The sequence below is a fragment of the Kitasatospora mediocidica KCTC 9733 genome, assembly GCF_000744225.1.
GTDB classification, from domain to species: domain Bacteria; phylum Actinomycetota; class Actinomycetes; order Streptomycetales; family Streptomycetaceae; genus Kitasatospora; species Kitasatospora mediocidica.
On record NZ_JQLN01000005.1, the window covers coordinates 442,459 to 456,031 of the forward strand.

General features: G+C 71.6%; 8 protein-coding genes and 1 pseudogene. 6 read left to right on the forward strand and 3 right to left on the reverse strand.

The features are described from left to right. Window positions 1-9 precede the first annotated feature (9 nt). Window positions 10-2,412, reverse strand: coding sequence for an endopeptidase La (gene lon / locus BS80_RS16090; RefSeq protein ID WP_035798071.1), 2,403 nt, complete (start codon window positions 2,410-2,412; stop codon window positions 10-12). Window positions 2,413-2,557: 145 nt separating this feature from the next. After that, on the reverse strand, window positions 2,558-3,334 hold the full coding sequence (locus tag BS80_RS16095) for a rhomboid-like protein (protein ID WP_051966673.1): 777 nt from the start codon (window positions 3,332-3,334) through the stop codon (window positions 2,558-2,560). Between the two features lie 562 nt (window positions 3,335-3,896). Here BS80_RS16095 and BS80_RS16100 point away from each other — a divergent pair. From BS80_RS16100 to BS80_RS16125, 6 genes and pseudogenes are all read left to right on the forward strand, one after another. Beyond that, window positions 3,897-4,631, forward strand: coding sequence for a response regulator transcription factor (locus BS80_RS16100; RefSeq protein ID WP_035801435.1), 735 nt, complete (start codon window positions 3,897-3,899; stop codon window positions 4,629-4,631). Between the two features lie 64 nt (window positions 4,632-4,695). After that, window positions 4,696-5,850: a sensor histidine kinase gene (locus tag BS80_RS16105; protein ID WP_083974782.1), complete on the forward strand. Its 1,155-nt coding sequence runs from the start codon at window positions 4,696-4,698 to the stop codon at window positions 5,848-5,850. 341 nt (window positions 5,851-6,191) lie between these two features. Beyond that, window positions 6,192-9,955: pseudogene (locus BS80_RS16110) on the forward strand (multifunctional oxoglutarate decarboxylase/oxoglutarate dehydrogenase thiamine pyrophosphate-binding subunit/dihydrolipoyllysine-residue succinyltransferase subunit). Between the two features lie 96 nt (window positions 9,956-10,051). Continuing rightward, the gene (locus BS80_RS16115; protein ID WP_035798074.1) at window positions 10,052-10,231 is read left to right on the forward strand and encodes a DUF6104 family protein; all 180 of its coding nucleotides are present in this window, start codon (window positions 10,052-10,054) and stop codon (window positions 10,229-10,231) included. A 208-nt stretch (window positions 10,232-10,439) separates the two neighbouring features. Further along, window positions 10,440-11,342, forward strand: coding sequence for a DUF4097 family beta strand repeat-containing protein (locus BS80_RS16120; protein WP_332262173.1), 903 nt, complete (start codon window positions 10,440-10,442; stop codon window positions 11,340-11,342). Between the two features lie 73 nt (window positions 11,343-11,415). Then, complete coding sequence (locus BS80_RS16125) at window positions 11,416-12,447, forward strand: helix-turn-helix transcriptional regulator (RefSeq protein WP_035798079.1); 1,032 nt, start codon at window positions 11,416-11,418, stop codon at window positions 12,445-12,447. 100 nt (window positions 12,448-12,547) lie between these two features. On the opposite strand, the gene BS80_RS16130 is transcribed toward BS80_RS16125, so the two are convergent. Beyond that, complete coding sequence (locus BS80_RS16130; protein WP_035798082.1) at window positions 12,548-13,510, reverse strand: zinc-binding dehydrogenase; 963 nt, start codon at window positions 13,508-13,510, stop codon at window positions 12,548-12,550. Window positions 13,511-13,573: the final 63 nt, after the last annotated feature.

Below are 13,573 nucleotides of genomic sequence, written 5' to 3' on the forward strand. Positions count from 1 at the left end.
TACCGCGGGCTACGCCGCCGCGGCGCCCACCAGCACCTCAGCCGGCTCCAGCGCCAGCCGCAGCACCTCCCGCACATCGGCCACCGGGTGCACGGTGAGCCGCTCCAGCACCTCGGCCGGGACGTCGTCCAGGTCGGGCTCGTTGCGCTTGGGGATGATCACCGTGGTCACCCCGGCGCGGTCGGCGGCGAGCAGCTTCTGCTTCACCCCGCCGATCGGCAGCACCCGGCCGGTCAGCGAGACCTCACCGGTCATCGCGACGTCGGTGCGCACCTTGCGGCCGGAGAGCAGCGAGGCCAGCGCCGTCGTCATGGTGATCCCCGCGCTCGGGCCGTCCTTGGGGACGGCGCCGGCCGGGACGTGCAGGTGCACGCCGCGGTCGCGCAGGTCGGTGACCGGCAGCTCCAGTTCGGCGCCGCGCGAGCGCAGGAAGGACAGCGCGATGTGCGCGGACTCCTTCATCACGTCACCCAGCTGTCCGGTCAGGGTGAGGCCGGTGCCGCCCGTCTCGGGGTCGGCGAGTGAGGCCTCGATGTAGAGGACGTCGCCGCCCGCGCCCGTCACGGCCAGGCCGGTCGCCACACCGGGGGCGGCGGTGCGCCGCTCCTCCGGGGCCTGGGCGGCCTCGGGGGTGTGGTGCGGACGGCCGATCAGGGCCCGCAGGTCCCCGGCGGCGATCGCCACCGGGAGCTCGTGCTCGCCCAGCTCGGCCCGGGCCGCGATCTTGCGCAGGATCCGCGCCACCGAGCGCTCCAGGTTCCGTACGCCCGCCTCCCGGGTGTACTCGCCGGCCAGGCTGCGCAGCGCGTCCTCGGCGACGGTGACGTCGTCCGGGGTGAGCCCGGCCCGCTCCAGCTGCCGGGGCAGCAGGTGGTCGCGGGCGATGACGACCTTCTCGTCCTCGGTGTAGCCGTCGAGGCGGACCAGCTCCATCCGGTCGAGCAGCGCCTCGGGGATGGCCTCCAGCACGTTGGCGGTGGCGAGGAAGACCACGTCGGAGAGGTCGAGTTCGACCTCCAGGTAGTGGTCCCGGAAGGTGTGGTTCTGCGCCGGGTCCAGCACCTCGAGGAGGGCCGCCGCCGGGTCGCCGCGGTAGTCGGAACCGACCTTGTCGATCTCGTCGAGCAGCACCACCGGGTTCATCGACCCGGCCTCCTTGATCGCCCGGACGATCCGGCCGGGCAGCGCGCCCACGTAGGTGCGCCGGTGGCCGCGGATCTCCGCCTCGTCCCGGACGCCGCCGAGCGCGACCCGGACGAAGTCCCGGCCCATCGCCCGCGCGACGGACTCGCCGAGCGAGGTCTTGCCGACCCCGGGCGGGCCCACCAGCGCCAGCACGGCGCCTCCCCGGCGGCCGCCGACCGAGCCGAGGCCCTGGTCGGCCCGTCGCTTGCGGACGGCCAGGTATTCGACGATCCGGTCCTTCACGTCCGTCAGGCCCGCGTGGTCGGCGTCCAGCACGGCGCGGGCGCCGGCGATGTCGTAGGCGTCCTCGCTGCGGTTGTTCCAGGGCAGCTCCAGGACGGTGTCCAGCCAGGTCCGGATCCAGCTGCCCTCGGGCGACTGGTCGGAGGAGCGCTCCAGCTTGTCGACCTCCTTGAGCGCCGCCTCGCGGACCTTCTCGGGCAGGTCGGCGGCCTCGACCCGGGCGCGGTAGTCGCCCTCCTCGTCGGCCGGGTCGCCGTTCAGCTCGGCGAGCTCCTTGCGGACCGCCTCCAGCTGGCGGCGGAGCAGGAACTCCTTCTGCTGCTTGGCAACACCCTCCTCGACGTCCTTGCGGATGGTGTCGTTGACCTCCTCCTCGGCGAGGTGGTCGCGCAGCAGCTGAAGGGCGTACTCGAGACGGGCCGTCTGGTCGGCCTCCAGCAGCACCTTGAGCTTCTGCTCGGCGGTGGCGAACGGCGCGTAGCCGATGTTGTCGGCGAGTTCGCCGACGCCCTCGATCTGGGCCACCCGGTCGACGATCTGCCAGGCGCCGCGCTTGCGCAGCCACTGGGTGGACAGCGCCTTGTACTCCTTGACCAGCTCCACGGCCCGCCCGGCCACCGGGATCCCGGCGTCGGACTCGCGGAAGACGCTGGTCTCCACCCAGAGGGCGGCACCCGGCCCGGTCGTCCCGGCGCCGATCCGCACCCGGCGGACGGCCCGGACCAGCGCGGCCGGATCCCCGTCGGCCAGCCGGCCGACCTGCTCGACGGTGGCCAGCGTGCCGGCCGCCGCGTAGGAGCCGTCCAGCCGGGGCACCAGCAGCACCTGCGGCTTGCTGCCGGCCGGCGCGGCCGAGCGGGCCGCCTCGACGGCGGCGCGCACCTCGGTGTCGGACAGGTCCAGCGGCACCACCATGCCGGGCAGCACGACCTCGTCGTCGAGCGGCAGGACGGGCAGGGTGAGCGGTGCGGACGTCGATGCCATGATCTCTCCCCAGTCAGTGAAGTTGAGTCGCCCTGACTAAGGCTTGGGAGCAGGCGAATGTTCCCGGCCGCTTGTTCGCCCTGAGCGATCAGGCGCTGACGTGCCGAGATGAGCCGAGGAGATCGGGGAGGCGCCGAGGAAGGTCTCAGGCGTTGTCGAGCACGGCGTGCGGCTGCGGCTGCGGCAGTGCCTGCTTGCCGAGCCGGCGCCCGCGGCGCCGCCACTGCCCGTTGCCCGGAGGCCGCCGCAGCGGGCCCCAGAGCGCCATGCCGACCAGGAGCGCGGTCGGATGCCCGATCGCGGTCACCAGGTCCTGCTCGTTCGCGATCTGGTGCACGACCAACGCGAACGCCCCGGCCAGCGCCAGGTAGCGGCCGCGGACCGAGAGCAGTCCGGCCAGTGCGCCCAGGCTGGCGAGCACGCCGTAGCTGACACCGATGTCCAGCACGTCCAGCTCGCTCGGCGCCATCCGCCCGGTGGCCACCGCGACGGCCACCACCAGTTGGGAGAGCAGCGTGCCGACCACGTGCCCGGCCGCGAAGACGCCGAGCGCGCGCAGCGGGCCGACCCGCCGCTCCAGCGGGGCGACGGTGAAGGCGAAGGCCCAGAGGTAGGGCATCCAGACCGGACCGGCCACCCAGAGCCCGCTCATCAGCAGCGAACGCAGCGGCGTGTGGACCAGGTTGTGCCCGTCGGTGCTGGACATGTTCTGCAGCTGGTGCACCAGGCCGGGGTCGGCGAACTGGGCGAAGACGGTGGTACCCGCGAGTACGAGCAGGTACGTCAGGGCGAAGGGGTTGCGCCGGGGCGTCGGCACCCGATCCAGCACCCAGTGCAGTGGCCCGGCCCTCAGGCCGAAGCGGAGACCGGCATAGGGAGCCGCCAGGTCGAGACGCGCGGTGCCCTGTCGCGAGTACGCCATACCGCCTCCGTTCCACTTCACTCGGCCACCCGGCCCGCCACCGCCTGCGACAACGCCTGCGTCGAACTGGCCGGTAACCATCGCTCCGGGTGCACACCGTGCCACGAGAGCTGGTTCCGACAACGGTACGACGCCCATGTGAGAGTCCGGTGAGGAACCGGATCACTTGTGCATTACGGCAGTTCACACGTTGGTCTGTACCTGCGGACTGGCGGGCCGCTCCTTGGAGTGTGCCATCCCGTTTGTGCATACACACCGTTACTACGATGCGATTCCGGACGGTAAGGTATCGGCCCGGGCCTGTCCTGGAAGCACGGATACCGGTCGAGCGTCCGGAAATCCGCAGTGCCATCGGCCTGAGCGCAGCTCCGGTCCGTACGCTGCGAAGTGTGAGCGCAGGACCGGCGGTTGGGAAGCCCCTGGTCCGGCGGAGCCGGGCCGAGCCCGGCGCAACAGGCCCGGAACAGCAACCGGAACAGCAAGACGACGGAACCGAGACTACGAGCGGCGCCCGCCATTCCACAGATGGCCGGCCCGCAGCCCTGGGGGCGGTGGCGTGACCGTGACAGAGATTCAACAGGACACCGGTAGCAACAACGGTGTGATTGCCCAGCGACGCGTGCTCGTGGTGGAGGACGAACCCACCATCGCCGAGTCCATCGCCGCCCGCCTGGGCGCCGAGGGCTTCAAGGTCGCCGTGGCACACGACGGCCCCGGCGCGGTGGACGGATTCCACACCTGGCAGCCCGACCTCGTGGTGCTCGACATCATGCTGCCCGGCTTCGACGGTCTGGAGGTCTGCCGCCGGATCCAGGCCCAGCGGCCGGTCCCGGTGCTGATGCTGACCGCCCGCGACGACGAGACCGACCTACTGGTCGGGCTCGGCGTCGGCGCGGACGACTACATGACCAAGCCGTTCTCGATGCGCGAGCTGGCGGCGCGGGTGAACGTGCTGCTGCGCAGAGTCGAGCGGGCCCAGCAGGCAGCCCGCATCCCCGCGCTCGGCTCGCTGCGCTTCGGCGAGCTGGAGATCGACCACGTGCAGCGCCGGGTGCGCCTCGCCTCCGGCGACGTCCACCTCACGCCGACCGAGTTCGACCTGCTGGCCTGCCTGGCCGCGCAGCCGCGGGCCGTGCTGACCCGCGAGCAGCTGCTCTCCGAGGTCTGGGACTGGACGGACGCCTCGGGCACCCGCACGGTCGACAGCCACGTCAAGGCGCTGCGCCGGAAGATCGGCGCCACCTGGATCCGCACCGTGCACGGGGTCGGGTACGCGCTGGAGGCTCCCGCTTCCTAGCACCGGTCGCGGTACCTCACGGGGGAGGTCACGGGGGCAGAGAACGACGGGGACCGATGCGCTGATGAAGGCTGCACCACCGGCTCACACCGAGCCCGAGACACCACCGCGACGGACACTGCCGGTCCGCGCGGCCGACCGGATACGGCGGCTCGTCCGCCCGCTCGATCCGGTGCGTTCGATCAAGGGCAAGCTGACCCTGCTGGTCGTGGTCTGCGTGGTGCTGGCCAGCGGCATGGTCGTGATCGCCGTCCGCTCGGAGACCCAGATCCGAGTGATCATGGCTTTCTCCATGATCGCCTCTCTCCTCGTGATGCAGCTGGTGGCGCACAGCCTGACCGCCCCCCTGCGCGAGATGACGGTCGCCGCCCGGGCGATGGCCGGCGGCGACTACAGCCGACGGGTCAAGGTGGCCTCGCGCGACGAGGTCGGCGAGCTGGCCACCACCTTCAACCGGATGGCCGCCGACCTGGAGGCCGCCGACCGGCACCGCCGGGAGCTGGTGGCCAACGTCTCGCACGAGCTGCGCACGCCGATCGCCGCCCTCCAGGCGGTGCTGGAGAACGTGGTGGACGGCGTGGTGCGCCCCGACCCGGCCACCCTGGGCGCGGCCCTGGAGCAGACCGAGCGGCTCGGCCGGCTGGTCACCCACCTGCTGGACCTCTCCAAGCTGGACGGCGGCGTGGTGCCGCTGGACGCCCGGGAGTTCCAGGTCGGGCCGTTCCTGGCCGGCGTCCTGCGCGGCCTGACGGTGGACGGCGCGACCGCCGGCGGCGCCTGGAGCAGGCGCGGCGACGTCAGCCTGCGCCTGGACGTGGAACCCGTGGAACTCACCGGCGTGGCCGACCCGGAGCGGCTCCACCAGGTGGTGGCCAATCTGGTGGACAACGCCTGCAAGCACTCCCCCGCAGGCGGCGTGGTGACCGTCCGGGCCCGGGTCGGCGAACACCCGAACGCGCTGCTGCTGGAGGTCGAGGACCAGGGTCCGGGCATCCCCGCCCAGGACCGCACCCGGGTCTTCGAACGCTTCAGCCGGGCCGGCGCCCCCACCGCGCAGGGCCCGGGCAGCGACGGCGGCACCGGCCTGGGCCTGGCCATCGCCCGCTGGGCGGTCGATCTGCACGGCGGGCGGATCGAGGTGGCGGACGGCTCGCAGGGCTGCCTGATCCAGGTCGCCCTGCCCGGCACGACCCCGGCCGTACCGCGCCCGCGACTGTGACCGGTCCCACCCGGGTCGGGCTCACGGCGGATTCTGTCCAAGTCGGCCAGCTTTGTCACACAACTGGGACATAGCGGTGATCGACAGGCACATACTGCTCACAATCAGCCAAAGCTGCCCAGATTTGTCCGATTCTGTGGGGGTATGGCCAGGGGTGCGGAATCGGCCATTTCCCCACCTCAGCGACTTTCTAACGCGCACTTTCAGCCAATGTGGCCGACAGCACAGTGATCTGGGCGACGCCTACCCCTCGGGGACTGCGCGATCACTGGTCAGGGGCGTAGCCTTAATCCCCGCTGTCCAAACATCCCAAAAGGAAGCGGAAGAGGGCGGTTGCCGCCGTGTCGCCACACCCTGAAACCCCCAGCTCGGCCCCACGCACTACGACGGAGCCCACTGGCTTCGGCCCCAATGAGTGGCTCGTCGACGAGATCTACCAGCAGTACCTCCAGGATCCCAACTCGGTCGACCGAGCCTGGTGGGACTTTTTCGCCGACTACAAGCCCGGTACCGAGGTGACCCCAGTGACCCAGGCCGCGACCCAGGTCGGCCCCACGCCGACCACCGTTGCCGCCCCTGCCCCTGCTGCCGTTCCGGCGGCGCCTGCACCCGTCGCCGCCCCGGCAGCCGCAGCCCCCGTGGCCGCGCCTGTCGCCGCCGCGCCGCTGGCAGCCGCCCCCGCCGCGCCCCGGCCCCCAAGGCCGTCGCGCAGGCAGCAGCCGCTCCCGCCGCCGAGTCCACCGGACCCGAGCTCGTCCCGCTGCGTGGTCCGGCCAAGGCCGTCGCCACCAACATGGACGCCTCGCTCGAGGTGCCGACCGCGACGAGCGTGCGCGCCGTGCCGGCCAAGCTGTTGATCGACAACCGCATCGTCATCAACAACCACCTGCAGCGCGCCCGCGGCGGCAAGGTCTCCTTCACCCACCTGATCGGCTACGCGCTGGTGCAGGCCCTGAAGGCGACCCCGGGGATGAACCACAGCTACACCACCAAGGACGGCAAGTCCTTCCTGGTGAAGCCGGATCACATCAACCTCGGCCTGGCGATCGACCTGGTGAAGCCGAACGGCGACCGCCAGCTCGTCGTCGCGGCGATCAAGAAGGCCGAGACGCTCGACTTCTTCGGCTTCTGGCAGGCCTACGAGGACATCGTCCGCAAGGCCCGCTCCAACAAGCTGACGATGGACGACTTCACCGGGGTCACGGTCTCGCTGACCAACCCCGGCGGCATCGGCACCGTGCACTCCGTGCCGCGCCTGATGCAGGGCCAGGGCACCATCCTGGGCGTCGGCGCCATGGAGTACCCGGCCGAGTTCCAGGGCTCCAACCCTGAGACGCTGGCCCGCCTGGGCGTCTCCAAGATCATGACGCTGACCTCGACCTACGACCACCGGGTCATCCAGGGCGCGGCCTCCGGCGAGTTCCTGCGCTCGATCCACCAGCTGCTGCTGGGCGAGCACGGCTTCTACGACGAGGTCTTCGAGTCGCTGCGGATCCCGTACGAGCCGGTCCGCTGGGCCACCGACGTCTCCACCACCCACGAGGACGAGGTCAACAAGACCGCCCGCGTGATGGAGCTCATCCACTCGTACCGCGTGCGCGGCCACCTGATGGCCGACACCGACCCGCTGGAGTACAGCCAGCGCAAGCACCCCGACCTGGACGTCGTCGAGCACGGCCTGACGCTCTGGGACCTGGAGCGCGAGTTCGCGGTCGGCGGCTTCGGCGGCAACAAGATGATGAAGCTGCGCGACATCCTCGGGCTGCTGCGCAACACGTACTGCCGCACGGTCGGCATCGAGTACATGCACATCCAGGACCCCAAGCAGCGCAAGTGGCTGCAGGAGCGCCTGGAGAAGCCGTACAGCAAGCCCGAGCGCGAGGAGCAGCTGCGCATCCTGCGCCGGCTGAACTCGGCCGAGGCCTTCGAGACCTTCCTGCAGACCAAGTACGTCGGCCAGAAGCGCTTCTCGCTGGAGGGCGGTGAGTCGCTAATCCCGCTGCTGGACGCGACCATCGACGCCGCCGCCGAGCACCGCCTGGACGAGGCCGTGATCGGGATGGCCCACCGCGGCCGCCTGAACGTGCTGGCCAACATCGTCGGCAAGCCCTACGCCCGGATCTTCGGCGAGTTCGAGGGCAACCTCGACCCGAAGTCCATGCACGGCTCCGGTGACGTCAAGTACCACCTGGGCGCCGACGGCACCTTCACCGGCCTGGACGGCGAGACCATCAAGGTCTCGCTGGCGGCCAACCCGTCCCACCTGGAGACGGTCGACCCGGTCGTCGAGGGCATCGTCCGCGCCAAGCAGGACATCCTGGACCAGGGCGGCACGACCTTCCCGGTGCTGCCGATCCAGATCCACGGCGACGCGGCCTTCGCGGGCCAGGGCGTGGTCGCGGAGACGCTGAACATGTCGCAGCTGCGCGGCTACCGCACCGGCGGCACGATCCACCTGGTGGTCAACAACCAGGTGGGCTTCACCGCCGCGCCGGCCTCCTCGCGCTCGTCGATGTACTGCACCGACGTGGCCCGCATGATCGAGGCGCCGATCTTCCACGTGAACGGCGACGACCCGGAGGCCGTGGTGCGCGTCGCGCGCCTCGCCTTCGAGTTCCGTCAGGCGTTCCACAAGGACGTCGTGATCGACCTCATCTGCTACCGCCGCCGCGGTCACAACGAGGCCGACAACCCCTCGTTCACGCAGCCGCTGATGTACGACCTGATCGAGAAGAAGCGCTCGGTGCGCAAGCTCTACACCGAGGGTCTGATCGGCCGTGGCGACATCACCATGGAAGAGGCGGAGTCCGCGCTCCAGGACTTCCAGGGACAGCTGGAGAAGGTGTTCGCGGAGGTTCGCGACGCCGCCGGTACCCAGCAGGCCCCGGTCGCCGGCAAGCCGGTCGCCGACTTCCCGGTCTCGATCCAGACGGCCATCTCCGAGGAGATGGTCAAGCGGATCGCCGCCTCGCAGGTCAACCTGCCGGACTGGCTGACCGTGCACCCGCGTCTGCTGCCGCAGCTCCAGCGCCGCGCCGCCTCCATCGAGGACGGCACGATCGACTGGGCCACCGGCGAGACCCTCGCCATCGGCTCGCTGCTGATGGAGGGCCACCCGGTCCGCCTGGCGGGCCAGGACAGCCGCCGTGGCACCTTCGGCCAGCGCCACGCGGTGCTGATCGACCGGGTCACCGGCGAGGACTACACCCCGCTGCTGTACCTGACCGAGGACCAGGCCCGCTACACCGTCTACGACAGCCTGCTGTCGGAGTACGCGGCGATGGGCTTCGAGTACGGCTACTCGCTGACCCGGCCGAACTCGCTGGTCATGTGGGAGGCGCAGTTCGGTGACTTCGTCAACGGCGCGCAGACCATCGTCGACGAGTACATCGCCTCCGCCGAGCAGAAGTGGGGCCAGCACTCCGGCGTCACCCTGCTGCTGCCGCACGGCTACGAGGGCCAGGGACCGGACCACTCGTCCGCCCGTCCCGAGCGCTTCCTGCAGCTCTGCGCGCAGAACAACATGACGGTCGCGATGCCGACCCTGCCGTCGAACTACTTCCACCTGCTGCGCTGGCAGGCGCACAACCCGCACCACAAGCCGCTGGTCGTCTTCACCCCGAAGTCGATGCTGCGTCTGAAGGCCGCGGCGAGCAAGGCGGAGGAGTTCACCTCGGGCGCGTTCCGTCCGGTCATCGGTGACAGCACCGTCGACCCGGCCAACGTGCGCAAGGTGGTCATCACGGCCGGCAAGTTCTACTACGACGTCGAGGCGGCCCGCACCGAGCGCGGCGTCACCGACACGGCGATCGTCCGCGTCGAGCGGCTCTACCCGCTGCCGGCCGCCGAGCTCCAGGAGGAGCTGGGCCGGTACGGCGAGGACGTCCAGTTCGTCTGGGCGCAGGAGGAGCCGGCCAACCAGGGTGCCTGGCCGTTCATCGCGATGAACCTGGTCGACCACCTGGACGTCGTGGTGGGCCGCAAGGCCAGCGGCGGCCGGCTGCGCCGCGTCGCCCGCACGGCCTCCTCGGCCCCCGCGGTCGGCTCGGCCAAGCGGCACGGCGCCGAGCAGCAGGCGCTGATCGAGGACATCTTCAGCCTCTGACGCCGCTCGTACGCACCCGCGGGCCCGGTCTCCTCGGAGGCCGGGCCCGCGGCATTACCCTGAGACGTTCCCACCCCACCTGACCCGGAGCAGACCGTGTACTTCACCGACCGCGGCATCGAGGAGCTGGCGAGCCGGCGCGGCGAGGAGGAGGTCACTTTCGAGTGGCTGGCCGAACGCCTGCGCGAGTTCGTCGACCTCAACCCCGACTTCGAGATCCCGGTCGAACGGCTGGCCACCTGGCTGGCCCGGCTCGACGACGAGGACGAGGACTGAACCGCGTCGCAGCACGCACGAAGGGCCCGGGAGGCAGTCGCCTCCCGGGCCCTTTCGCATCTCGGCGCACCGGGCTCCCGGCCCGGACCGCTTGACTTCAGCGCCACGCGATATATCGTGTTACTCGGAAGACGCGATACATCGCGATCCGCCGGATCGTCGCTCCTTCAGCGTACGACGACGGCGGCCCAACGGGAGGATGAACACCATGACCCAGTGGACGGTCAGCGAACCCGAGAAGATCGTCATCGACGAGCCGGTGCGCAGCCTGCAGGTCCGCATCGTCGGCGGCGCGATCAACGTGGTCGCCGCCGAGGGCCCGGCCCGCCTGGAGGTGACCGAGCTGGAGGGCGAGCCCCTGCAGGTCACCGTCGAGGACGGGGTGCTGACGGTGACCTACCAGAACCTCGACTGGAACGACTTCGGCGACAAGCTGAAGTCGGTCGACTCCGTCAAGACCTTCCTGTCCGGCCTGCGCCGCAAGCGCCGGGCCGTCGTCTCGCTGACCGTGCCCGCCGCCGCCGCGGTGCGGCTGGGGACGGTCACCGCCGAGTCCACCGTCTCCGGCGTGCACGGCGGCACCACCATCCACGGCGTCGCGGGTGACACCACCCTGGTCGAGCTGGACGGCCGGACCGAGGCCAAGACGGTCTCCGGCAACGTGGACGCCCAGGCGGTCGCCGGCGAGCTGCGGGTCAACACCGTCTCCGGCGAGCTGACGGTGATCTCCGGCACCGCCGCGACCCTGCGCGCCAACAGCGTCAACGGCGCCGTCACCCTCGACCTGGACGGCACCACCCCCGCCGACATCCGGATCAACACGGTCAGCGGCGCCGTCGCCGTCCGGCTGCCGCAGCCCGCCGACACCACGGTCGAGGCCGGCAGCACCAACGGCAACTTCTCCAGCGCCTTCGACGAGTTGACGCTCGGCGGCACCTGGGGCGCCAAGAAGCTCAGCGGCACGCTCGGCGCGGGCACCGGCCGGCTCCAGGTCACCACCGTCTCCGGCGCCATCTCGCTGCTCAGCCGCCCGGCCGCCGAGGACGAGGGCCCCAACCTCGTCAAGGAACTCCCCGCCGCCCCCGCGCAGAGCGAGGAGGACTCGGCATGAGCGAGCGAAGCGAGCGAATCATGGATGGGTGCGTGTGGCGCGAAGCGCCCAGCGAGCGAAGCGAGGTGGCCGCATGAGCGCCGTCTTCGCGCACGGCAGGCTCCGGCTCTACCTGCTCAAGCTGCTCGACGAGTCGCCGCGGCACGGCTACGAGGTGATCCGGCTGCTGGAGGAGCGCTTCCACGGCCTGTACGCGCCCTCCGCCGGGACGGTCTACCCGCGGCTGGCCAAGCTGGAGCAGGAGGGCCTGGTCGAGCACTCCACCGAGGGCGGCCGCAAGGTCTACCGGATCACCGAGGCCGGCCGCACCGAACTGACCGCCCGTCAGGATGACCTGGCGGAGCTGGAGGTGGAGATCCGCGACTCGGTGGCCCAGCTGGCCGGCGCGATCCGCGAGGACGTCCGGGACTCCGCCAAGGACCTGCGCGACGAGCTGCGCAACGCCGCCCGCAACGCCCCCAAGGCCGCGGCCGCCACCGGCCCGGAGAGCACCACCGGCGAGCCGTGGGCGGGCCCGTGGGGCGAGAAGTCCTGGCAGCGCACCCGCGAGGAGTATGCCGAGTTCAAGGCGCAGGCCAAGAAGGCCAAGGAGCAGGAGCGCGCCGCCAAGGAGCAGGCGAAGCGCGCGAAGGAGGAGGCCCGCAAGGCCCGCGAGCAGTCCCAGGCGGTCCGCCAGGCCGCCCAGCAGGAGGCGCTGCGGATCAAGCGCCGGGTGGAGCAGCAGGTCCGCGACCACGTCAGCAAGGGCGACTGGCCGACCGGGCTGGCCGAGGGACTGTCCGAACTGACCCGGGGGCTGGCCGGACTGGCCGACTCCGCGCGCTGGGACACCTCCAGCGCCCCGGCCGACGCCGAGCGGATCACGGTCACCCGGGTCGACCTCGACAAGGACACCCCCGTCGACCTGCCCGGCTGGGCCGTCACCAACCCGGCCGGCGACCCGGCCCGGGAGCTGGAGCGACTGCTCGACCGCTTCCGCGACCAGCTGCGCGACCAGGTCCGCGACGCGGCCCGGGACGGCGCCGGCGTCGACGCCGACCAGCTGGCGCAGGCCCAGGCCGTCCTGGCCTCGGCCGGCGAGCGGCTGCGCGGGCTGCTCGGCTGAGCCGAGCCGCAGGTGTGCCCCGCGACCCCTCGGGGGAGGGCCGCGGGGCACCGCCGTGTGTCAGGGGGTCAGGGGGTCAGGGGGTCAGGGGGTCAGGGGGTCAGGGGGTCAGCACGATCTTGCCGAAGACGTCGCCCCCGGCCAGCTTGGCGAAGCCGTCGCGGGCCTCGGTCAGCGGCAGCACCGAGTCGATCACCGGCCGCACGCCGCTGTGCGCGCAGAGCGCGAGCAGTCCGGCCAGCTCCTCCTTGCTGCCCATGGTGGAGCCGACCACCTTCAGCTCCAGGAAGAAGATCCGGTTCAGCTCGGCCGCCGCCGGGTTCGGCCCGGACGTCGCGCCGGAGATCACGATCGTGCCGCCCGGGCGCAGCGACTTCACCGAGTGCGACCAGGTCGCCGCCCCGACCGTCTCCATCACCGCGTCGACCCGCTCGGGCAGCCGTGCCCCGCTCTCGAAGGCCGCGTCGGCGCCCAGCCCCACGGCCCGCGCGCGCTTGGCCTCGTCCCGGCCGGTGACCCAGACCCGCAGGCCGGCCGCCTTGCCCAGGACGATCAGCGCGGTGGCCACCCCGCCGCCCGCCCCCTGGACCAGCACGGTGTCGCCGGGCTTGACCCCGGCGTTGGTGAAGAGCATCCGGTACGCCGTCAGCCAGGCGGTCGGCAGGCAGGCGGCCTCCTCGAAGGAGAGCTCGGCCGGCTTGGGCAGCAGGTTCCAGGTCGGCACGGCCACCCGCTGGGCGAAGGTCCCCTGGTAGCGCTCGGTCAGGATCGAGCGCGGCTCGTCCGGGCCGACGCCGTGGCCGCTCTGGCCGATCACGGAGTGGATGACCACCTCGTTGCCGTGCTCGTCGACGCCCGCCGCGTCGCAGCCCAGGATCATCGGCAGCCGCTCGGCGGGCAGGCCCACCCCGCGCAGCGACCAGAGGTCGTGATGGTTGAGCGTGGCGGCGCGGACCGTCACCACGCTCCAGCCCGGCCGGGCCTGCGGCTCGGGGAGCTCGCCCAGTTCAAGGGCGCTCAGGGGGTCGGCGGCATCGATGCGTGCGGCATAGGCGGCGAACATGTCCCGGACACTAGCCGCCGACGACCAGGGCCCGGAACCACGCGCGGGTGTGACCTCCACCGC